Source organism: Chryseobacterium sp. GW821-FHT04C04, from assembly GCF_059420365.1.
Map to the genome: position 1 here is coordinate 303,618 of NZ_JBWKTO010000006.1, position 22,462 is coordinate 326,079.

Sequence of the window (22,462 nt, forward strand, 5' to 3'; positions counted from 1 at the left end):
TGATATGAAGGAAAAACCTGTACAGTGATGGACAGGTTTTTATTTTTTTGAATTAAATGAATGAAGGATGTACTCAGTGTAATTCATTAAATATACTCCTCCCACCATTTTTTCCAGGTTATCGTCCCCAGCTGGTCCAGATCTACCTTTTCGCCGATCATAGGAAGGGTAATGGGTATATTCTTTTCTTCTGCATGTTTTGAGGCAAGCTCTAAAGGTTCATACCAGATGTGCTGTGCCAGTTTGAATTTTGAGTTGTGAACAGGAATGAAGTTTTTGGCTTTCAGTTCTTTTATTTCTGAGATCAATTGATCCGGCAAGGTGTGAATGTAAGGCCACATTTCGTTATATTGTCCGGTTTCCATTACTGCTAAATCAAACGGTCCGTATTTTTCTCCAATTTCTGTAAAATGATTTCCGTAACCGCTATCGCCGCCTAAAAATAGATTTTTTGTAGGTGTTTTCAACACAAAGGAAGTCCAGAGTGAGATATTACGGTTCAGTAATCTTCCGGAAAAGTGTCGTGCAGGAGTAAGCGTTATTCTGAAACCTTCTGTAATATCTATGCTTTCCCACCAATTTTTTTCAATGATTTTATCAAAGCCCCAACCCCAGTATTCAAAATGCTGGCCGGTTCCCAACCCACAAATAACTTTTCCTACTTTATCTTTTAAATCCTGAACGGTTTTATAATCCAGATGATCCCAATGATCGTGTGAGATAAGCAGAAAGTCTATATCCGGCATGTGTTCCGGCTTGTAATAATCGGCTCCCTGAAAAGCTTTTATAGAACCTGGCATAGGGGAAGCATTTCCACTGAAAACCGGGTCTATCAGAAATTTCTTGCCATCCACCTGCAGGAAATAGGAACTGTGCCCAAACCATACCAAAACATTTTCTTCAGGTGGAAGATTTTTAAGGTCGGTCACCACAAACGGAAGAGCCGTGCGGGGTGATGTATTTTCTACTTTACACAAAGTCTGAAGAAGTACTTTGGTCATACTTTCTCCCTCTAATAAAGACGGTGTATTCAATATATTCTGAAATTTCCCATTGAGATAATTGGGAAGCGTACTGAAATATTCTTTTCTTTTTTCATCGGGAAACTGCCCGAGCTGTTTTTTTAAATTTTTCATTCCCTTAATTTTTACATTCTAAGCCTTTCTTCTTCCAGGTCCAGCCTTGTTAAATAATGTCTTATATATTCTTCGTCAATATTAGGATTGCGTCTGTTTTCTTCCCGAAGCCATATTCTCTGTTGTTCGAGTGTTTCAAAATAGATTTCTTTAGCTTCTTCAGACATCTCATGAGCAGAGTCTTCTTTATCTTCCTGCTCCCAGCGGTCCATCAGTTTGCTAAAATATTCATTTTCTCTTCTTCTTTCTTTATAATTTTCATCCAGATATCTGAAGGATACCCGGCGCATTTCTCTTCTCAGGAAATATTCAGATTCTTCTTCAGACATTCCTCCTCCGGAATCGGGTAAATTGAGCTTTTTAATCAGTGCAGGTAATGTCAATCCCTGAATAATCAAAGTGGTAAGAATCACAATGAAGGTAATAAAAAGAATAAGATCACGGTGCGGAAAAGGCTGCCCATTCTCCATTACGATGGGAATAGACAATGCTGCTGCTAGTGAAACTACGCCCCGCATTCCTGTCCAGCCCATCAGCAGTGGCGCTTTTATTCCCGGATCTCTATCTGCAACATTGATGAAATTTCGCATGATGAGTGTAACGAAAACCGCACCAAAACCAGACAAAAACCGGACAATAACCAGTACGGCGGTTACTAATAATCCGTAACCAATGGCATCGGATAAACTTATCCCTTCTTTTCTCAATCCCACCATAATTTCCGGCAGATCCAGCCCGATCAGCAAGAACACAATTCCGTTGATCAGAAATACAAAGCTTTCCCATACATTGGAGCCTCTTAATCTGGATTGTGAAGTTTTGAAAATCTGATGTCTTCTAACGGAAAGAAACAATCCGCCGCTTACCACGGCCAATACCCCTGAAGAGTGTACTTCTTCAGCGGCAATATACATCACATAGGGAGCAACAAGACTGAGTATCGCATCCATATTGACATCGGTAGGGAATATTTTCCCAATTTCAAGGAAGATAAAAGCAAGTACAACTCCTATTCCCAATCCGCCGAATACCATCCATCCAAAACTCACCGCAGCATCCTGCCATATAAACTGTCCGGTAGCTACGGCGACCATTGCAAACCTGAAAATGATCAGTGAGGAAGCATCATTGAATAAACTTTCTCCTTCCAAAACTGTAGATACATTCTTGGGAACTTTCACAAATTTCAAAATCGCTCCGGCACTTACAGCATCCGGTGGAGATACAATTCCTCCCAGCACAAAGCCTAGTGCCAGTGAAAATCCGGGAATATATGAATTGGCTACAAAAGCCACAGATATTGCCGTAAGGAAAACAACGATAAAGGCAAAACTGATAATAATGCGCCTCAGTTTCCAAATTTCTTTCCAGGAGACGGCAAAGGCTGCTTCGTATAAAAGTGGAGGCAGGAAGATAATAAAAATAAGTTCCGGATCAATTTTCAATACCGGCAGTCCGGGGATAAAACTGATAAGAAGCCCGGCAATAACCAATATAATTGGATATGCTACTTTTAAACGGTTGGCCAGCATAATAGCACCAATGATTACCAGGACTAATCCTAAGTAATAAATAAAATTTTCCACCATTGTTTTTATATTAATTTTTTAAACCAAGTCTCTATTTTTTTGATAACAAAAGTTTAAAGGGAAAATAAATATAAGATTTTGAGATGTGAAAATCCAATTGATTTGGAATAAAATTTTAAACCCGGTCTATTTCAAATTTTATAAAAATAAATGTGATCCTTCGAAATCATGTAACCACCCAAAGCATAATAAGTCCTAATACTAAACAGCATAGTATTATTATAGCAAAAGTCTGTGCCAGTAATTTCCAGTATTTTTTATGATCGAATGTAAAATCAGCAGGGTTGATATAGTAGACATTATAAACCAAAGGATCTATCCGCAAATCTGGTCTGAAATATACAATTCCCTGAATATACCTTCGCCTTAAGGCCTTTAAATTTCCAATAAAGGAGCTGTAACCTGCGTTCATTCCGTTAAAATCTACTTCTGTTACCGAACCATTGTCATTTACTTTCAATATATAAGTTTTGTGTCTTGGACTGACACTCACATCATATTCATCAGAAATGGAATATTTTTTCAAGTTACTGTAAAGAATTTTATCTATTGTTCCATTGGCTCTTTCGTAATGAATTCCCTGATCATCAACGACTATCTGTCTGACCACCCTTTTTCTGATTTTCTTCTGATATTGAATAAAACGGTATAAGCCAAAAGCAAGAGCCGGATAGTACAGTATCGAAACTACAGTAAATAGTACAATTTTATTACTGAATACAATGGGCAACCCTACTATCAAAAGAAACGCCACTATTAATAAAAGTATCCCGGAAATCCTGGTCAGCCAGGTCATGAACCACCATGTTTTAGAAACTAATGGTAAAAAATCTTTTCTTACATCCTCTTGCATCTGTTCAAGATACGAAAAAAGTTAATACTATAAAAGAGCCACAGTGGCACACCATGACTCTTTTTACTTAATTGAAAATAAAATATGATTGAATTGAAACTATGAGATCGTATATGTTTTTTCTGTAGTGGTATTGTACGTATCGGAGATAACGTTGTCTACAAATCTCCATTCTGCTACGGAGCTTCCGGTAGTAAATTTTACATGCAGATACCCTCTTTTATAGAGATTGGCATACTCAAGGTCATCAATTAGTAATGAAAATGCCTGAGCCAATTCTATTGCTTTTGTAGGATCAGAGGTAATTCCCAGATAGCCTTCTAATCCCGGAGAAGAAACAGAGCTGCAGGCCAGTTCGGTTCCGATGAATTTTCCCTGAGCATCGGTAAGTTTTCCTAGCCATGCATTGTGGGTATCTCCAGCCAATACCACTACATTTTTTCCAGCGAGAACGGAATACAGCTGTTCTCTTTCCATGAAATACCCATCCCACGCATCCAAATTATAGGGTAAAGTAGTTGTGATTCTGGCAATTTCCTGTGGAGTCAGTGTAGGATCCTGCTGCTTGTATCTTGTTTTGATAATAATCAGTTGTGTGATCGTATTTTGAAGTGCCTGCATGGTGGCCGGCTGTGCGCTTCCGTGTTGTTTTATTTCTGCCAGAATCTGGTTCAAAAGCATCAGAAGTTCGGCAGGAACCATCATTTTAGTCATTAAAATCTGTTGCCCCAGTACTTTCCATTTTGCTGTATCTCCATTGATCTGAGAGCTCAACCATGACATCTGTTCGCTTCCTATCAGTTTTCTGCTGGTGCTTAAGAAATCTGTTTTAAACTGTACCTGATTAAAGTTTCCTGCATTATCCAGATAATCGGAATATTCCATCTGTTTATCTCTTGCAATCACTCTTGTATCCATCATATAAAGGGATACGATATTTCCGAAGTTGAAACTTCTATAAATTCTCATATCCTTCCCAGTTTTAAGGGGAATATATTCACTGTATGCCTGGAAAGCAGCCATTTTTCTGGCTTGAAAATCACCTTCGTTAGGCTGATGGTTTTCAGCTCCGGATTTATAGGTATCATTGGCAAATTCATGATCGTCCCAAACACAGATGAACGGCTTTTTCTGGTGAAGAAGCTGAAGATTTTTATCTCTCCTATATTGTCTGTATCGTTCTCTGTAATCGCTGAGATTAAGAATTTCCTTTGCCGGCTGATGTGCTCTTCCTAATTGGTTGGTATAAGGATTTGTTCCGTATTGCCCAGGTGCATATTCATAGATATAGTCTCCAAGATGTACGACAACATCTGCTTCAGATTTTGCAATCGATCCATATACATTAAAAAGTCCTGCAGGGAAGTTGGAGCAAGATACTACCGCCATTTTCACCTCGTTTACTGCATCTGATTTTGAAGGTAAAGTAAGGGTTTCCCCTGTTACACTCACTTCTTTGGTTTTGTTATTATAGAATCTGTAGTAATATTTTGTGTTGGAAGAGATATTCTGTACATCTACAGCTACCGTAAAATCATTCACTGCTGTGGCGTTCGCCTGACCTCTTCTTACGACTTCTGAAAAGTTGCTGTTCTTGCTTATTTCCCAGGTGATTTCCGCATCAGTTCCTTTAGAATATCTGGTCCAGATAATGATTCCTGTTGCACTGGGATCAAAACTTGCCACTCCGGATTCAAAACCTCCATTTTTAAGATCATCGGGAGCATTCCCATTTTCTGTAAAATCGTCGCTGCAGCTTTCAATTAAGGGTGCAATGAAAATTCCTCCAGCTGCCAATAGTGAATTTTTAAGAAATCTTCTTCTGTTGAATTGGTTATTATTTTCCATCATTACTTTTTTTGCAAAGCAACGGGATATGGGGAAGAAGGGTGTTAACTGTGTTTTAAATATCTTTTATGCTTTTTTAAACAAATGTTTAATGTTATGCATAGGAAATTTGGAGTGATAAAATATCCCCTTTTAAGAAAATAGAATGGAAGCTTGTTCAAATATTATAAAAAGATATTCTACTTTTTATTACATTCACGACCCTAATAATTATGATAAAATAATATGACTAGAAAAATCATTCTTTCGTTATTCATCCTGATAACCGGATATTTTTTCTATAACCCAATGGTAATATCCTTAGCAACGGTAAAAGATCCTGAAGCAATTAATTTAAAATCTGGCCAGACATTCAAATTAAAAGATATTCTTGGATTGGAAAGCTCTAAAAATATGGTTGTATATATTGTTTTAGACCATGAGGACAGAAAAAACAGGAGTTCTACCATCCCAAAATGGAAAGTTTTAAAATCCAATAATCTCTCTTTAGTAAATGATTTGATTCATTGTGAGTTTAAATACACCGGATCGGATGTTTCCACAGTGCAAAGTATGATCTATGTCTACTCAAATAATTCATTAGTTTTTGAGAGCGAAATTTCTCTGGACATCAATAGTTTAGGACTTCAAAACAGATCAACTGGCTGGACAACTCCGGTTGATCAAAAACAATTTCTGCATATTATAAGTCAGTTTGATAGATACAACCTGCCGGTTTTAATTATTAATAAGTAGCTATGTTCAATAGAATAAAAACCGCTCACATTACGTAAACGGTTGATTTTATGTGGTCTCAACTGATGATCATTCACAAACAAAAAAAATGGAAATTTTCAACTTATTTGATGATGTATTCAGTATTTTGACAATAGTATTACAATTTTCTACAATAAATCATATCCTATTTTAGCCATTAATAGTGGTAACAAAAATGTCGATTTCATAATACAAAAAGAATTTCCCAATAAGAATATAAACTTTAAAAGCACCTGACTGGATAAGAGAATTTGTGCTACTCTCCCAATTCCAGCTGGTTTTTAACTAAATTAAAATATTCTCCTTTTTTTGATACTAACTCCTGATGGTTCCCCTGCTCTACCACTTCCCCTTTTTTCAACACGATAATATTATCTGCACTCTTCACTGTAGATAGACGGTGGGCAATAATAACAACGGTTCGCCCTTTAAAAAACTCTTGTAAATTATCATGTATAATTTTTTCATTTTCTGCATCCAGAGCGGAAGTAGCCTCATCAAAGAAAATGAAATCCGGATTTTTATATACAGCGCGCGCGATGAGAATACGTTGTTTCTGTCCGCCGCTTAAGTCATCTCCGGCAGCCCCTATTTTAGTATCAAATCCTAGTGGCCGACTTTGAATCATATCATATATATTGGCTAGTTTGCAGGCATGAATCAAGAGTTCTTCGTCTGCTTCTCCCTGCATCGCAATATTCTCTCTTATTGTTCCACTAAAAATGTAAGAATCCTGAAGAACAACTCCACAATTGCCTCTCCACCAATCATGATTTATATTAAATAATTCTTCTCCTCCTATATTGAGCTCTCCATCTGAACAGGGATAAAACCCTAACAGCAGTTTTGATAAAGTTGTTTTTCCACTCCCGCTTTCGCCAACAATGGCAATAACTTTCCCGTTGGGGATGTTAAAATTAATGTCTTTTAAAACATGGGGCTGATGACCTCCAGGATATTTGAACCATACATTATTTAAACTGATATCCTGACTTAGCAAAGCGTTATCTCCATCTTTTAAATTCAGGTTTTCATCATTTTGCTGTAAAATCTCCTGAACCCTTTTATAAACCAGGCTTGAATCCTGAAATGAACGAAAAAACGATACCAGATTTTCTATTGGAGCAGAGGCTATACCAATGATATATCCTATACTGAGCATTTCTCCAACGGTCATCTTCCCAAGCGAAACCCAATAAATACAAAAAAAAGTACTTGAAAATATGAAAAGCTGCTTAATAACACTGGTGACATTGGTTTGATAAATATCCAGGATGAGACTTTTTACTTTAGTCTTGTATATTTTTTTCTGTAATTCTTCCCATTTTGATATTTTTGAAATATGAGCATTACTAATTTTAACTGAAACCATCCCGGTAATCATCTCCACCAGATGATTTTTATTTTCTGAATTTAGCTTAAAAGCATAATAATCTATAATCCTCCTTTTATTATGAAATAAGTAAATCCACAGCGTTGAAAAAAGGGCAATACCGATAAACCCCATTGCGATATACTGATTGTATATTAAAAGCCTTATGACTAAGACAACCAGTAAAAACACTGATAAAACATTAGACAGCAGCTGCCGGGTCAGTAATTGTTCAATCTTCGACTGCTCCTCTATTTTTTGCAATAAATCAGTATATAATCTGTTTTCGAAAAAAGAGATAGGCAATCTAACGGTTTTTTGCAGCAAATCGTTCAGCATTTTAATGCTGACCTGCGAACTAAAATGGACTCCTACAAAGTTTTGAAGAATATTTATCAGTATTTGCCCGCCATACAAAAGCATTTGAAATCCAAAAATTCCAATAATGATTTTTCCTTCTTTTGACTTGGTTCCTTCATCGAACATTTTTTGAATCAACTGAGGGAAGATGTAGGAAATAATAGAACTGATGGTGATCAAAAAAAGAAGCAGCCCTATTTTAAAGTTTTGTTTTTCTAAAACGGAGTGAATGTAGTTTTTAAAGATTTTTAAATCTTTTTCTTCAAAAGGCGGTGTAAATTCAACAAATTCTTCTGTTGGGATTAATTGTAAACCAATCCCTTCATTATCAGCTGATGAAATCCAGAGCTTAACAAATTCTTCTTTTCTCAGCTTTAATCTCCCATATTTGGGGTCTGAGATGTAGTAAAAGTCATTTTTGATTTTATATAATACAACAAAATGCTCCTGCTCCCAATGTAATACGCAAGGTAAATGAACATCTTCATTTAAGGTAGATAAAAGGACCTTAAAAGGTGTTGTATGGAAATACAGCTTTTTACCTGCATCATTGATATCTGCCAAAGTAACGCCAGAGCGGGTTACTTCGGTAAGATTTCTCAGGTATACCAAGTCACAATTTTTGCCATAATATTTTAAAATAATCTTCAGGCAAACCGGACCGCAATCCATCTGTTCTATTTGGGAATAAAAAGGAAATTTGTTGAACACAATAATAAGTTAGATTGTTATACCTAGTGTTTTTAGTTTCTTAGTAAATTCTTCATCATCTACTAATTCCTGGTTATTGGTAATGGATACTTTATCTAAATAATTTTCTATTACAATTTTTACTAATTTTTGCGGAGAACTTTTGATATCAGAAAAATTTTCATTCAGGAAATCCAGAAAATCTTCATCTTCAATTTTAGCGATACAGCGCATTGCTATCAATAAATTTTCATGTTCACCAGAAAATTCATTCTGCTGTATCAGCTCATTGAAAATTTGTTGAAATATCAGTCTTGTCTTCTTCTCATCCTGCAATGATTTAAGAATAGCGATATAAGAGTTGTTAATGATATGTTTTAATATTCCCTGTTTATCTATGAGTGGCAAAGTTGCAGCGATATTTTTATAGCGTTCATTTTCATGTTTGTTCAACATAAAAAAAACTATTATTCTCAAAACCTCAGCCTTATACAGTTCTTCATTTTTTGTACGTGCAAAAACTCTGATCTTATTGAGTGACTGCTCTCCAATAATTATGGAAAAATAAGGAAACGCATTGCTTTGAATTAAAGCACTATCAATGGCGCGATTGATATTTTCTTCTGCCAATTCGAAATCATTTTCTACATAGTTTTTATACGCAAGCAAAGCATAGTCTAAACTTATCATACCATGATAAATAGGATCTATAAAGTAATTCCTCATGCTTTGCATTTTTGTATAATGATAGTTCCCTAAGGTGATATTCCCTACACGAAAAGCAGAAAGTGATTTTTCAGATAAGTTCATATAGTAAAACAACCCTGACTGAACATCTTCCGGAATATCTTTTCTAAATTCTTCAATCAAATTTTCAAAAATATGTCTGGGCTTTTTTACCTCATATTCTCTAAATTCTACCGTTTTTATTTTCTCTAAAATTATTGTTTCCATACATCATTTATTAAGCAAGCACAGCCTGTTCATTAATATATCTCTGAAGAAGAATTCTGTCATCAATATTAAATTTGAAGGAAGGACACGCCGGGATATTATCATACCAGTTTTTGGGACAAGCTCCACCACATAGCGGAAGAAATTTGCAGCTTTTGCACCATGAATTGTTATCCGGGATTTCATTGAACCAATTTCTCATGATAACGTTCTTGCTGTCAACGTCCTTATCTTTTACTATATTTCCAGCATAAAACTCAGAGTCATCATATTTTGGAGTATACGGAATCTCCCAGCAAGTAGAGATATTTCCGAAAGCATCGAATACTTCTGAAGTCTGGCTTACCACCATACATGGTTTGGTAACTCTTTCAGGAATAATCTGGGTTTTAAACTTTGCTTTCGACTGCAGAAGTTTCATATATACTTCTATTTCAAGCTCTGCAAATTCTTCTTTTGAAACTCCTTTAATAGTCGCTTTATTATCTCCCCAGTCGTGAATAGGTGCTAAATAGAAACTTACATGTTCTAATATGCCTTCAGCGTCTAAATAATCAATAAAATCTATTACATTATAACTGTTTTCTTTATCTACATTACATCTTATATTGAAGGTTGCTTCTTTTTGATATAATTCAGAATTAACAATTTCTTTAATATTTTTAATGATGATATCAAAGCTGTTAGAACCATTTTTCAGATATCTTCTTTTATCATGGAATTCCTGAGTTCCATCAATAGTAATCTGATATTCTGTAACTCTATAATTGTTTACCAGTTTTTCAAAAAGAGAGTATTTAAGACTTAAAGCATTGGTAATAATTCTTGAAGAATACTTTAAGTTTTTTTCAGCACATAGACTGATCAAACGAGTCGATAAATTAGAAATAGCTGACAAACCTGTTAACGGCTCTCCCCCATACCATGTGATACTCAAATGCTCCAGATCGCTTGATAAACTCTCCATTTTTGTGATGATTCTATCATAGGTAAGATCAATAACTTCTTTTGACATACTTTTGTTTGTATGCAGCTGCCCACAGTAATGGCATCCCAACTGACAGTTTCCCGAGGGCTGAATGACATAAGAAAGTGTTTTTAAATCCTGATGATCAACAGACATAATGTTATCTGACAATATCTCCTTCAATTCGTCTTCAAACTCAGGAACATAAAATTCATTTTTGATCAGGTTGATGAAAATCTCTTCAGGAATTGCGGTGGTCTCAAGATTACATATTTTTTCATATAACCCTTTTTTCACTTCAATGGATGTTCCGGAACGAGTAGAAAAAAGAATGATATGATCATTTAAAATCTCCTCGTTTTCTATAGTATGGATATATCTTGATAATTTGTATTTCATAATTTTTTTATTTTAACATTAAATAGAGTAGCACGAATGCTACTCTACTTTTTACTTTAGTTGTAACTCCAACATTCATTACCACTACAAGTCTGAGTACCTCCAAATCCCCAGCAGTCATTTTGGCTTGTGCAGCTTGCTACCAGTTCTAAAGGAAGTTTACCTCCTTTGATTGTCTTTACTGAATTTTCGCTCATTCCCTGCAGCTTGTTTTCAGTGATTTTTTTAGACAATTCGTACAATTTTTTGTTTTTCATCACAATAAATCTTAGGTTAAAATTTTTCTTGTAAAGTTTTAATTCCACACAAGATTTTGCAGAACCTCATTTTCCAGGATCAGAGTCTATTAGTTATAACTCCAGCAGCTGTTACCACTGCAAGTAGCCGTACCTCCAAATCCCCAACATCCGTTTTGGCTTGTACAGTCAGCTACAAGTTCTAAAGGTAGCTTTCCTCCTTTGATTGTCTTTACTGAATTTTCGCTCATTCCCTGTAGCTTGTTTTCAGTAACTTTTTTAGACAATTCAAACAATTTTTTGTTTTTCATGACAATAAATTTTCATGGTTAATAATTCCCCGATCAGTTTCAATTCCACACGGGGTTATACAGAACTTGATTTTTTATGAAAAGCTCCAGAAGTGGGAGTCTGTATGCAAATCTGGTCTGCACTCACTATAGGTACACTGACTACAATGGTTAGCGAGTAAGCTTCCCATAATCAGTGCAAAACCATACTTTTGCATTTTTTCATATGATCATTTGTGTGTTTTTAAAATCTTTTCAGGCTTTTATTTTTCAATAGAAATAAGCTTTTTTATGTTTATTACGAATCTTATCTCTACTAAAAGCTATCAACCCTATAGATTATAATTTTGAAGGAATTAGTCTTCTTTCATATAATACCAACAGTCGTTCTTTGAACAATTATTAGCGGTGCTTCCATATCCCCAGCATTCGTTCTCACGACTGCATTCACCGGTTAAAACTTCCAGAGATCGCTTTCCACCTGTGATAGTCTTTATTGAATGTTCACCAGCTCCCAGCAACTTGTTTTCAGTGATTTTTTTGGATAACTCGTGTAATTTTTTATTTTTCATCATAATAAATTTTCATAGTTATTAGTTTCCCAGAACGGTTTTGGTTCCAGACAGAGGCTTTCATAACAAAATTTTTATGAATAGCTCCAACAGTTAGGGGTATTCGTTGAGCAGATCCCGCAATAGGAATTACAATCCGGATGCCTAATGCAATCATCTATAGTAAAGTCCTTTCCCGCGTATATAATGAGAACTTCATGTTTTTGTAATTTTTTGATCTTGCCCTGTGTTATTTTTTTTGATAATTCTTCTAGTTTTTTGTTTTTCATATCAATAAGTTTTATGATTATTAGTTTTTTTGAATAACTTCAATTCCCAAAAGGACCTACAGAATTTTATGAATACATCCAGCAGTCATTCCCTGAGCAGACCAACGGACCACAATATGTATGACAACCCGGACCATCAACACAGTCATCTATAATACTCTTCTTTCCCGCATATATAGTGAGAACTTCATATTTCTGTAATTTTTTGATCTTGCCCAAGGTTATCTTTTTAGATAGCTCTTCAAGCTTTTTGTTTTTCATGGTTATTAGTTTTTAGTAAAAATTGTAGAATTATAATCTGGGATTTTCATTTTGGGTTCTTCCCTTGTCTATATCTCCGGTATTCACCTTTTTTACTTTGTTGTTTCCAAATGTTTTGGATATGCTGAGTGATATGGATCTTAAATTGGATTGTGACAGCGTTTCAATATATCCGTCGGTATTATATAATGTATTACGGGAGTTTGAAAGATTCAACAAATCTTTTATAGAAAGTTTGAATTTGAAATCTTTATAATTCTTTGAAATTTCAATCAGGTTATTAATAAAATATCCGTTCTTCTTATTAACAAGCGTATATGGAGAGGTATAGCCAAAGTTGTAGCTTATATTCCAGCCTTTATTCCATAGATTGTTTCCACTGATTGTCACGGAAGAGTTATTATACCATGAGCTAGGATGAACATCATAAATATCTGCGTTATTGATATAATACATCCCTGTTGAGAGGTTGAACATCCATTTGTTTTCAAATAATGGTTTGTTGTAATTCACTCCCATATAGAAACGCTTTACTGTACCCTCAAAGTTTTTGGGTTTTGTAATAGAAATATTACCTACTGTCTCTGTGTAAGGAAGAATAGGATTTTTTACAATTCCAAAATTACTTACAAACACCCATGTTCTTTTGATGCTGTAACTGGCATTGAACAAATACATCTTTGCCACATTCAAATCCGGATTTCCTGTTTCCCACCAGGTTTCATTATTTTTATAGATAAATGGATTCAAGTCATCTACATAGGGTCTCCATAATGCGGTTCTGTATCCCAGAGAAACTCTGTTATTCTTATTAATGGCGTAAGACAGGTTAATGCTAGGCACAATATTGTTGTAACTTCTCGAAAAATTCTCACTGACTGTATTTTGTTTTGCGTTGATGTTTGTATTTTCATAACGCAGTCCTAAGTTTACATCCAACGCTGAAAACAGTTTTTTCTTAACATTAGTATACAATGCGTTGATGTTCTCATGATAAGTGAAATTATTAGAAAACATTGTATTTAAAGTACCGTCTGCGTTGTAATAGTCATAGGGGTTATCCGTAGAAAGCCAATTCAATTTACCGCCCGCTTCAAGACTAAGTTTTAATTTTTCGAAAGTTTTGGAATAATCTACTCTTACAGTATAATTGTCTTTCTGGTAATCATTATATATTACATTAGAATACGGATTTGTCAAATTGAAAAATTCTGTCGTATTATCTCTGTGGTGCGTATAATAATCAAAGTTGACATCCAGTCTCTTGGATTTCTTATCATCACTAAAACTGTAATAAACATTTCCTCCAAAAAGATTCAACTTATCATTCTGTGTATTTACCGTTCTGTTTTCAAAAATCCCTCCTGTAGTATCATAGTATGTATTTCTGTTTTCTAGTGAAGCCTCAGGTGTTTTGTGGTAATATTCTAAAATACCTCCTATGCTGCTTTTTTCATTAAGCTCATAATCAAAACCTGTATTTCCTCCAAAGTTGGTTTCTTTGATAAGGGTATTCCCGATAATTTGATTTCGGCTGAGTTTTGAACTATAGTTATCTATGGTGCTTTTTTGCAGATCATTATTGTTTTCAAAAAACACCATGGTATTATTGGAAAATCTGTTTTTATGATAATTTAAAGCAATATTGGCCTGCTGGCTGTTTTTTCTATTCTGTTTGTCTGTAACGGTAAAACTTCCTTTCAGCCCATCGGTTTCCAGCTTCTTCAGCTTTAGATTGATAATCATTGCATCTTCCAGATCGTATTTTGAAGACGGATTGGTAATCAGTTCTATTTTTACCAGATTAGATGCCGGCATAGCATTAAGATACTGCATCAAATCTTTTCCCTTAAGGATTGATTTTCTATCGTTGATATAAACAGATGCATTGGTTCCTAAAAGAGTTATTTTATTATCATCTACTTTTAACAATGGAGTTTGAGAAAGTACTTCAGATATGTGATTTCCTATAACTAAGTCACTATTTTCAACATTAAAAATAAAACGGTCATCTTTTTGTTCGAAAAAAGGTTTCTTTCCATTTACTTTTATTTCTGCAATTTGTTTTTCTATGACTTTATTAATAGAGTCTTTCTTCTCTTGAGAGAAACCCAACAAAGGAAGCAGAACACCTACACATATCAATATTTTCCTCATTTACTTTGAATATTTCTGATGCAAACATCATAATTCTGGAAAATTTCTACAAGATTAGCAATCCAAGATTGATAAATACCGGCATATCCGTTTACTAAAATTTACAAATTCACGATTCACAAGACCAATCATAAAACTGATTTACAATAAGTTATCTATTCATCCTGAAAATCCATCTATATTTCATAAATTTGCAGGCTATTTAGAAATATGAAGAAGATTCATTTGATCGTATTCACGGTTTTGCCTGTTTTGTTCTTTTCCCAGAGTATAAAAGGATTGATAATTCCGGACTCATTAAAGAATAGAAGCTATAAACATATTGATGATGCTTATAATAAAGTATTTCAAATTGATAATGATAAAGCAGAGCTTTTAGCCAACTATATTTTATTAAAAGGAAAGAAGGAGAATAATAAAGAGATCATCTTTGAGGGGTATTATAATATTGCTCGTGTAAAAAATCTAAAAAATGAAAACGGACATCCATTTGCAGATTCACTCATCACAGCATCAAAGAATATTAATAATTACGATTACCCAGCCAAATCTCATATTTTAAAAGGGATTCTATTCAATAATGAAGGAAAATATAAAGAAGCTTTAGATGAATATACAATTGCTATAAACCTTAATAAGGCTGAAAACAAAGAACAGTTTTATTATATAAACAAGCTTATTGCTATCCTAAAAACAGCTACAGAAGAATACCAGGAAGCCTTACCTCTTTTCTTAAAATACTATGATTACGAAAAGAATAAAATAAAAACGACCAACCTGGAGGCTAAAAATTATATTTCTTCTATTTTCTCTTTAGCCAATGTATATATCAGATGTAAGGATTACAAAAAAAGTATTCAGTTTGCAGATTTGGGTTTAGCAGAATGTAAAAAATACAATAATTACTCTAATTATAGTTACCTGCTCATGATAAAAGGAATAAGTCTCTTTTATCTAAAAGATTTTAAGGCATCTTATACCATTCTATCGCAAGTTGAAAAAGGACTGATCAATAATAAAGACTATACCAACCTGGGGGTTTTATACTATTATCTTGGGAAAATAAAATACGCAGCTCATCGAGAAGATGAAGCTATAGAATTCTTTAAAAAGGCAGATTCAATTTCTTTTACTTTCAACAGCTTTGAGCCCATAAAAAGAGATGGATATGAAATTCTCATTGACTTTTACAAAAAGAAAGGTGACTTAAAGAATCAATTAAAATACATTGATAATCTGATCCACAGTGACAGTATCATTGCTATAAACCGTAAAAATCTTTCAAAGGAGATTCTGAAAAAGTATGATACTCCTATACTTATGAAAGAAAAAGTAAGTGTAATTGAAAAGCTGAACAATCAAAACACCTGGTTAATAACGGCCTTATTATTCATTACTCTACTTTTCATATTCATCATCAGGAAAAACAGAAAGAAAATAAAAGAATACGAAAAACTGGCAAAAGTATTATCAGAGAGACCTCTGACTGTTCCTACTGTCCAAGAGGAGAGTAAGGTTGAAAGTGAGGTCGTTCCTCCTGCTGTTATTGAAAAGAAAGAAAAAGCTCCTAAGAGTGACCTCTCCTCAAATCCAAAATTTAAAATACTCATTGATAAAATAGAACAATTTGAAAAGACGAATAGTTTTCTCAATAAAAATATTACTTTAGATTCTCTTTCAAAAGATTTTGATACCAACAGAGACTATCTTTCTAAGCTCGTTAATGAACTAAAAGGTAAAAACTTTTCACAATATCTGAATGAACTTAGAATCAATTATATCGTTGAAGAATTAAAATCTAACGAGAAAATAAGAAAGCATACCATTGCAGCCATCGCTGACGATATAGGATACAATAACGCAGAATCTTTCACGAATGCTTTCAAAAAAATAACGGGAACTCTCCCTTCTTATTATATAAAAGCGCTTCATTAGAAGAAAAAGCAAAACTATACATATCAACACATTACAACTTAATTTTGTCGAAATTTATCAATTCAGGTATACATTTATTCTTTATTTACAAGAATAAAACTTCATTTGCATCTCAAATTATTTAGAAATCTTAAAATTACTTAACTCGTGAAAAAAATTAAAAAAACCGAAAAAAAACTATCACTAAACAAACTTCAAATGTCTAAAATAAAAGGAGGATCAAGCTCTACTGCACGCGGGATCATGCTTATGAATGGAGACAATGATACTGTTGTAGACAAAACACTCAATGACACCATCGATATTACAGTACAAAACTAATAACCGTTTTAACATTTTATCAGTAATTTTGAAAAAAATTACTGATTTTTTATTTTTATGAAGTACATACTCACCCTATCATTTCTTTTATCATTCAATAGTATTTTTTCTCAAAAAATAGGTATTAAACAATTTAATGGATACAGCATTGAGAAGATAGAGCCTTTAATGTCTTATTTAAATTCTGAAATACAAAAAAAATATAAAGAAAAAGACAAGACAGTAAAGTATGACAATCTTTTTAGGGTAAGTATGGCCGGACAAAACTACGATGTTGCCTTAAGCCAGCTAGATTCAGTACGAAATGTTTACAGGAAAAGTAATCCTAAGATTGCTTACGCAATGGGGACACAATATGAGATCTACATAAACACTACTAAAAATAAAACATCTAAAAATTTTCGGGAAAAGTATAAAGAAGAATTCTTAAAAAAATATGAAAGCTTACCTGCAAAATCACAGATAATACTTCCCCGTTATTTTAATGTGGATCTAGAAAAAACTAAAAAGGACATTCTGGCTTCTCTTAAAAACGATTTTGAAAACAAAGATAGTGTAGATTTAAAAAAAGCTTTATTGCTGTGCAGAAACTATAATGCATATACAGCAGGTCAAACCTTTGAGCTGGCAAAAAAATATTTAAAAGAGCTCGATTCTAAGAACTTCGAAGTGAGAGACAGCTTATTGATCAATAATGAAATAAGTATAAGAGTTGTTTTAAATAAAAAAATCAACAATCCTGAATCAACAATTTTAATCAATAGCATTTATCCTGATACAGACGATGTAAATGATCAAAAAGAACAGGCAAACTATGGCTATCATTCTGTCTATATATATCCCAGAGGGAAATATATAAGCAATTCTTCAATAGAACCTTTTGAGCATGAAGCAGAAGACATTAATAAAGTTATTGATTGGGTAATAAAACAACCCTGGAGCAATGGTAAAATTGGAATGATTGGAGGCAGCTATTTGGGATTCAGTCAATGGGCAGCAGCTAAAAATATTCATCCAGCCCTAAAAACAATTATACCCCAAGCCTCTGTGGGAATTGGTACAGTAGACTTTCCAATGAATAATAACATCTTTGCTTCATACTGCCTTCGCTGGATAAATTATGTCACCAATAATAAAATGCTGGATTCAGGCTTTACAAATGAAGATCAATGGAGTTCTACCTTTAAAAAATGGTATGAAAAGGGAGATGCATTTAACAGCTTAGATGCTATTTCAGGTAAAAAAAATGAAATCTTTCAACGTTGGTTAAAGCATCCGTCATTTGACAGTTATTGGCAAAAAATGATTCCTTATAAGGACGAATATGCTAAGATCAATATCCCGATTTTAACGATTACAGGCTATTATGATTCCGATCAGCTTGGTGCTTTATATTATCTAAGAAATCACTACAAATACAACAAAAACGCTGATCATTATATGATGATTGGTCCCTATGATCATTCTGGAGCTCAAGGTTATATTAAAAATAATTTAAGAGGATATACCATTGATTCTGCAGCCAATGTCGATATCGGAAATATTACCATGGAATGGTTTGATTATATTCTGAAAGGCAAATCAAAACCATCTTTCCTTAAGAATAAAATTAATTATCAGGTGATGGGAACCAATGAATGGAAAAGTATTGCTAACATTGATGATTTCGAGAAAAACAAATTAAAATTCTATATCAGAAACCATAATACCCTTTCTTTAGAAAAAGAAGCCGATAAAAATTTCACATCGCTTAAGGTAGATTTAAAAGACCGTTCTGATGCAGACAATCTTATTAAGCAGAAAGATAATGTTTTAGATAATAATATTGATCACTCAAATGCAGTTATATTTTCATCAAGTCCATTTGAAAAGCCCGTTGAGTTTACAGGAAACTTCATAGGCAATTTGAAATTTTCTGTCAATAAAAAAGATATTGATCTATACATGAAATTGTATGAACAAAATACAGAGGGCAAGTATTTTTTACTATCCACCTACTATGGAAGAGCGAGTTATGCTAAAAATGCAGAAAAAAGAGAGCTTCTTCGTGAAAACAAAGAAACTAGTATTACCGTTACCAACAATGAATTTGTGAGCAAAAAAATAGAAAAAGGAAGTAAATTGATCTTAGTTTTAGGAGTCATAAAAAGTCCATACATGCAGATCAATTATGGAACCGGAAAAGATGTTAGCGAAGAAACCATTAAGGATGCTGCCGATCCTTTGGAGATAAAGTTTTACAACAACAGTTTTATAGAAATCCCTATTTCCCTTAATTAATGCCACGTTTTCCTTTTCAGTTCTTCGACCGCTTTGTTGTCAGATCTCCGCTTTTTTCTTACAAAGAATTTCAAAATAATTTGTCTGGGGAAAGCACTATTAATGAAAATTTAGAAACATATTTTAAGAATACTATTTTCAGAGAAGCTATCTACTTAGCTTCTCTTTCTTTGTATGAAGAGATAGAGAAATTTTCGGATCATAATTCTCCAAACGAAAAAATAAAAAACTCTTTACTAAAATACTATAACCGTGCGAGCACCCGCTGTACACCATTTGGTTTATTCTCAGGAATAAGTACGGGAAGCTTCGAAAAAGAAACTCAATTTCCTGTATTTTCAGAGAACACAAAAATAAGAGATACAAAGCTGGATATGCACTTTTTAGTCGCTTTATCTGAACACTTACTTACACTCCCAAATATCAAAAATAATCTTTTATTTTTCCCTAATAATAGCATCCATCAACTTGGAAATAAAATTCGTTATGTAGAATATGAAAATAAAGATGGTAAAAGAGATTATATCATTTCTTCCGCTCCACTTTCCGAAGAATTAGAACAGATATTAGCCTTTTCTGAAGCAGGTAAAACCATTGAACAGCTTGCCGCTATTCTTGTCAATGAAGACATATCTTTCGAAGATGCAAAGGAATTCATTGATGAACTTATCGAAAATCAGGTTTTAATAAGTGAACTAAATCCAACAGTTTCCGGGGATGATTTTTTAGAATTGATCATTTCCAGCCTCAACAGAATGGGTGCCCATAAAGAAAAAGAAATTTTAATGGTCATTAAAAATAAGATGAATGAACTTGATCTAAATTTTGGAAATACTTCAAAAATATATTCTGAAATTGAAGAACACATCAAAAGATTACACTTAAAATATGAGAAAAAGTATCTTTTTCAGACAGACCTTTATTTTGATGATGAAATAAATTTATCTTATCAATGGAAAAAAGAACTGAAGAAAGGAATCTCTTTTTTGAACAAAATTACCGTTCCCTATAAAGAAACAGCTTTAGAAAAGTTTAAAAAAGCATTTCACGAGAGATTTGATAATGAAGAAGTTTCTCTTTCCTATGCTTTAGATCCTGAAATCGGGATTGGCTATTTACAAAACATTCCGGCCAAGGGTGTTCATCCCTATATTGAAGACTTAATCTTACCCTACTCTAATCGAAAAAAGGAAATTCAGTTTAAACTTAATCCGACACAAATTATCCTTAATCAGAAATTACAAAAAGCTTATTGGAATAAAGATGCTGTAATTCATTTATCTGATGATGATTTTAATGATTTTGAAGATGATTGGAATCACTTGCCTGATACCCTATCAGTAATGGCTGAAATCGTTTCTGAAAATCAACAAGAAAAAATATCTATTAAATCCGTCAATGGAAATGCGGGGAAATTATTAGGGAGATTCTGCTCAGAAAAAGCATCCGTAAAAGATGTAGTGAAAAATATCGCTGAAAAGGAACAAGCGCTCAATCCAGACAAAATTTTAGCAGAAATTTTACACTTACCTGAATCCAGAATCGGAAATGTCATCAGAAGACCTTCATTAAGAGAATATGAAATCCCTTATTTATCCAGTTCAGTTTTAGAAAAAGAAAATCAGATTTTTATAGAGGATTTATACCTTTCAATAAAGAATGGCAGACTATTGTTAAGATCAAAACAGCACAATAAGGAAGTCGTTCCTCACTTAACGAATGCTCATAATTATTCAAATGACTCTTTACCTGTATATCATTTTTTGAGTGATTATAATCATCAGAATATAAGACCATATTTGTCTCTTGACTGGGGCGATTTAGCCAAAATTTATGATTTCTTACCCAGGCTTGAATATCAAAATATAATTCTTTCTAAAGCACGATGGAGAATTGATTCGGAACAGATTCATTATTTTGAGACCATGATTCAATCTGATACAAAGGACCTCCTATTTCAAAAGGTCGAAGAATGGAGAAAATTAAAACAAATCCCCCAATGGATACGATGGGTAAAGGGAGATAAGACTTTGGCTGTTAATCTAAAAAACTATGATTTAATTCGAATGTTTTTTTCATCGGTAAAAAATGAAAAAGAAATTTTTATTGAAGAGCTTCTGTGCAATGACCAATCTGATCATATGCATCAGTTCATTTTCCCTCTTTATAAAGATCTATAAATAAGATGGTAACGAGAAAATATCACCCAGGAAGTGAGTGGCTTTATTTTAAGCTTTACACCGGAGTCAAAACTTCAGATATTATTTTACAAGAAGCTCTGGAGCCATTAGTTGAGCAATTACAACATCAGAATCTCATTGAAAAATGGTTTTTTATACGATATAATGATCCTAAGTCTCATTTACGGGTAAGGCTACACATTAAAAATCAAAATGACTACGGTAGCATTTTAGAAATGATCAATTCATTATTTAAGGAGTATCTGGAATCAGGAGAAATCTCTGCTGTCATCATAGAAACTTACTCCAGAGAACTTGAACGCTACGGTGACAATACCATAGAATATGCGGAAGAACTTTTTTTTAAAAGCAGTGAATTGATTTTGAATTTTTTGGAGTATAATGACGAAGAAAAAATCATGGTTTCTCTGTTTTACATTGATCATATTTTAACAGCATTAACTCTTTCTGCTGATGAGAAAACAGAATGTATAAAGAATTTTGAAAAGGCATTCAAAAAAGAATTCAACGCAGATAAAAACTTAAATAATCAGTTAAAGAAAAAGTATCATGACTTTTATCCTGGATATGTTGAGTTTATGATCTCCGAAGAATATGAAAGCATAAGAAATTTAATACAAAATAACATTTTTGAAATTAAACCAAAGCTTGAAAAAATTCTAGAATTAAAAAAAGATAATTCATTAAAAATTCCAATAGAAGATTTCTTCCAGAGTATTTTTCACATGCATATTAATAGACTATTTGTTTCTCATCAAAGATTATTCGAAATGGTAGTTTATGACCATTTATTCCGTTTTTATAAAATAAATAAAGTTCATTCTATAAAAATAAATAATTAAGATAAAACCTGGTCTATCAATTTATTCATGACAAATGATAATTTATGTAAATTCTTATTAAATTGACCATCGTAAAAAAGGTCAATAATATGGTCTAAAAAGTATTGCTAAAACAGAGTATCAAAATAATTTTTAACCTCTAAAAAATGAGATGTTTTTTATCTGTCCCGGACG

18 protein-coding genes are annotated in these 22,462 nt (G+C 33.3%); 6 read left to right on the forward strand and 12 right to left on the reverse strand.

Translation table 11 applies throughout. The annotated features are described in order from the left end of the window. Positions 1-86: 86 nt before the first annotated feature. The 4 genes from AC07UM_RS21010 to AC07UM_RS21025 all read right to left on the reverse strand — a co-directional run bounded on the left by AC07UM_RS21010 (position 87) and on the right by AC07UM_RS21025 (position 5,429). A complete protein-coding gene (locus tag AC07UM_RS21010; RefSeq protein ID WP_494684496.1) occupies positions 87-1,136 on the reverse strand; it encodes an MBL fold metallo-hydrolase in 1,050 nt (349 codons plus the stop codon). An 11-nt stretch (positions 1,137-1,147) separates the two neighbouring features. Next, on the reverse strand, positions 1,148-2,725 hold the full coding sequence (locus AC07UM_RS21015; RefSeq protein ID WP_494684497.1) for a Na+/H+ antiporter: 1,578 nt from the start codon (positions 2,723-2,725) through the stop codon (positions 1,148-1,150). A 166-nt stretch (positions 2,726-2,891) separates the two neighbouring features. Continuing rightward, complete coding sequence (locus tag AC07UM_RS21020; RefSeq protein ID WP_494684498.1) at positions 2,892-3,578, reverse strand: hypothetical protein; 687 nt, start codon at positions 3,576-3,578, stop codon at positions 2,892-2,894. Positions 3,579-3,677: 99 nt separating this feature from the next. Then, complete coding sequence (locus AC07UM_RS21025; RefSeq protein ID WP_494684499.1) at positions 3,678-5,429, reverse strand: alkaline phosphatase D family protein; 1,752 nt, start codon at positions 5,427-5,429, stop codon at positions 3,678-3,680. Positions 5,430-5,651: 222 nt separating this feature from the next. Between AC07UM_RS21025 and AC07UM_RS21030 the strand changes: the two genes are divergently transcribed. After that, complete coding sequence (locus AC07UM_RS21030; protein WP_494684500.1) at positions 5,652-6,161, forward strand: hypothetical protein; 510 nt, start codon at positions 5,652-5,654, stop codon at positions 6,159-6,161. A 277-nt stretch (positions 6,162-6,438) separates the two neighbouring features. Here AC07UM_RS21030 and AC07UM_RS21035 read toward each other — a convergent pair whose 3' ends face one another. The 8 genes from AC07UM_RS21035 to AC07UM_RS21070 all read right to left on the reverse strand — a co-directional run bounded on the left by AC07UM_RS21035 (position 6,439) and on the right by AC07UM_RS21070 (position 14,709). Continuing rightward, entirely contained in the window at positions 6,439-8,625 is a 2,187-nt protein-coding gene (locus tag AC07UM_RS21035) for a peptidase domain-containing ABC transporter (protein ID WP_494684501.1), read from the reverse strand. Between the two features lie 9 nt (positions 8,626-8,634). Next, on the reverse strand, positions 8,635-9,558 hold the full coding sequence (locus AC07UM_RS21040) for a hypothetical protein (protein WP_494684502.1): 924 nt from the start codon (positions 9,556-9,558) through the stop codon (positions 8,635-8,637). Positions 9,559-9,568: 10 nt separating this feature from the next. Next, the gene (locus AC07UM_RS21045) at positions 9,569-10,924 is read right to left on the reverse strand and encodes a radical SAM protein (RefSeq protein WP_494684503.1); all 1,356 of its coding nucleotides are present in this window, start codon (positions 10,922-10,924) and stop codon (positions 9,569-9,571) included. 56 nt (positions 10,925-10,980) lie between these two features. Next, positions 10,981-11,181 carry an ecotin gene (locus AC07UM_RS21050; protein ID WP_109738735.1) on the reverse strand — a complete coding sequence of 67 codons (201 nt, stop codon included), beginning with the start codon at positions 11,179-11,181 and terminating at the stop codon, positions 10,981-10,983. A gap of 89 nt (positions 11,182-11,270) precedes the next feature. Next, on the reverse strand, positions 11,271-11,471 hold the full coding sequence (locus tag AC07UM_RS21055; RefSeq protein WP_109738736.1) for an ecotin: 201 nt from the start codon (positions 11,469-11,471) through the stop codon (positions 11,271-11,273). Between the two features lie 335 nt (positions 11,472-11,806). Beyond that, entirely contained in the window at positions 11,807-12,025 is a 219-nt protein-coding gene (locus AC07UM_RS21060) for an ecotin (protein ID WP_494684504.1), read from the reverse strand. A 332-nt stretch (positions 12,026-12,357) separates the two neighbouring features. Then, on the reverse strand, positions 12,358-12,552 hold the full coding sequence (locus AC07UM_RS21065) for an ecotin (RefSeq protein WP_494684505.1): 195 nt from the start codon (positions 12,550-12,552) through the stop codon (positions 12,358-12,360). 30 nt (positions 12,553-12,582) lie between these two features. Continuing rightward, on the reverse strand, positions 12,583-14,709 hold the full coding sequence (locus AC07UM_RS21070; protein WP_494684506.1) for an outer membrane beta-barrel family protein: 2,127 nt from the start codon (positions 14,707-14,709) through the stop codon (positions 12,583-12,585). 210 nt (positions 14,710-14,919) lie between these two features. Here AC07UM_RS21070 and AC07UM_RS21075 point away from each other — a divergent pair, with 210 nt between their 5' ends. The 5 genes from AC07UM_RS21075 to AC07UM_RS21095 all read left to right on the forward strand — a co-directional run bounded on the left by AC07UM_RS21075 (position 14,920) and on the right by AC07UM_RS21095 (position 22,288). Continuing rightward, the gene (locus AC07UM_RS21075) at positions 14,920-16,644 is read left to right on the forward strand and encodes a helix-turn-helix domain-containing protein (RefSeq protein ID WP_494684507.1); all 1,725 of its coding nucleotides are present in this window, start codon (positions 14,920-14,922) and stop codon (positions 16,642-16,644) included. 198 nt (positions 16,645-16,842) lie between these two features. Beyond that, the gene (locus AC07UM_RS21080) at positions 16,843-16,965 is read left to right on the forward strand and encodes a hypothetical protein (RefSeq protein WP_262509919.1); all 123 of its coding nucleotides are present in this window, start codon (positions 16,843-16,845) and stop codon (positions 16,963-16,965) included. 168 nt (positions 16,966-17,133) lie between these two features. Then, positions 17,134-19,245 carry a CocE/NonD family hydrolase gene (locus AC07UM_RS21085; RefSeq protein WP_494684508.1) on the forward strand — a complete coding sequence of 704 codons (2,112 nt, stop codon included), beginning with the start codon at positions 17,134-17,136 and terminating at the stop codon, positions 19,243-19,245. Beyond that, on the forward strand, positions 19,245-21,425 hold the full coding sequence (locus AC07UM_RS21090; RefSeq protein WP_494684509.1) for a lantibiotic dehydratase family protein: 2,181 nt from the start codon (positions 19,245-19,247) through the stop codon (positions 21,423-21,425). Before AC07UM_RS21085 ends, AC07UM_RS21090 begins: the two co-directional genes overlap by 1 nt. 5 nt (positions 21,426-21,430) lie before the next feature. Next, on the forward strand, positions 21,431-22,288 hold the full coding sequence (locus AC07UM_RS21095) for a thiopeptide-type bacteriocin biosynthesis protein (RefSeq protein WP_494684510.1): 858 nt from the start codon (positions 21,431-21,433) through the stop codon (positions 22,286-22,288). The last annotated feature ends 174 nt before the right edge of the window (positions 22,289-22,462 follow it).

Bases quoted from the DNA above. Each gene is read 5' to 3' on its own strand.
- AC07UM_RS21075 (WP_494684507.1), top strand. From the start codon at position 14,920: ATGAAGAAGATTCATTTGATCGTATTCACGGTTTTGCCTGTTTTGTTC.
- AC07UM_RS21070 (WP_494684506.1), bottom strand. From the start codon at position 14,709: ATGAGGAAAATATTGATATGTGTAGGTGTTCTGCTTCCTTTGTTGGGT.
- AC07UM_RS21065 (WP_494684505.1), bottom strand. From the start codon at position 12,552: ATGAAAAACAAAAAGCTTGAAGAGCTATCTAAAAAGATAACCTTGGGC.
- AC07UM_RS21020 (WP_494684498.1), bottom strand. From the start codon at position 3,578: ATGCAAGAGGATGTAAGAAAAGATTTTTTACCATTAGTTTCTAAAACA.
- AC07UM_RS21050 (WP_109738735.1), bottom strand. From the start codon at position 11,181: ATGAAAAACAAAAAATTGTACGAATTGTCTAAAAAAATCACTGAAAAC.
- AC07UM_RS21090 (WP_494684509.1), top strand. From the start codon at position 19,245: ATGCCACGTTTTCCTTTTCAGTTCTTCGACCGCTTTGTTGTCAGATCT.
- AC07UM_RS21085 (WP_494684508.1), top strand. From the start codon at position 17,134: ATGTCTTATTTAAATTCTGAAATACAAAAAAAATATAAAGAAAAAGAC.
- AC07UM_RS21055 (WP_109738736.1), bottom strand. From the start codon at position 11,471: ATGAAAAACAAAAAATTGTTTGAATTGTCTAAAAAAGTTACTGAAAAC.
- AC07UM_RS21025 (WP_494684499.1), bottom strand. From the start codon at position 5,429: ATGATGGAAAATAATAACCAATTCAACAGAAGAAGATTTCTTAAAAAT.
- AC07UM_RS21045 (WP_494684503.1), bottom strand. From the start codon at position 10,924: ATGAAATACAAATTATCAAGATATATCCATACTATAGAAAACGAGGAG.
- AC07UM_RS21040 (WP_494684502.1), bottom strand. From the start codon at position 9,558: ATGGAAACAATAATTTTAGAGAAAATAAAAACGGTAGAATTTAGAGAA.
- AC07UM_RS21095 (WP_494684510.1), top strand. From the start codon at position 21,431: ATGGTAACGAGAAAATATCACCCAGGAAGTGAGTGGCTTTATTTTAAG.
- AC07UM_RS21080 (WP_262509919.1), top strand. From the start codon at position 16,843: ATGTCTAAAATAAAAGGAGGATCAAGCTCTACTGCACGCGGGATCATG.
- AC07UM_RS21010 (WP_494684496.1), bottom strand. From the start codon at position 1,136: ATGAAAAATTTAAAAAAACAGCTCGGGCAGTTTCCCGATGAAAAAAGA.
- AC07UM_RS21030 (WP_494684500.1), top strand. From the start codon at position 5,652: ATGACTAGAAAAATCATTCTTTCGTTATTCATCCTGATAACCGGATAT.
- AC07UM_RS21060 (WP_494684504.1), bottom strand. From the start codon at position 12,025: ATGATGAAAAATAAAAAATTACACGAGTTATCCAAAAAAATCACTGAA.
- AC07UM_RS21015 (WP_494684497.1), bottom strand. From the start codon at position 2,725: ATGGTGGAAAATTTTATTTATTACTTAGGATTAGTCCTGGTAATCATT.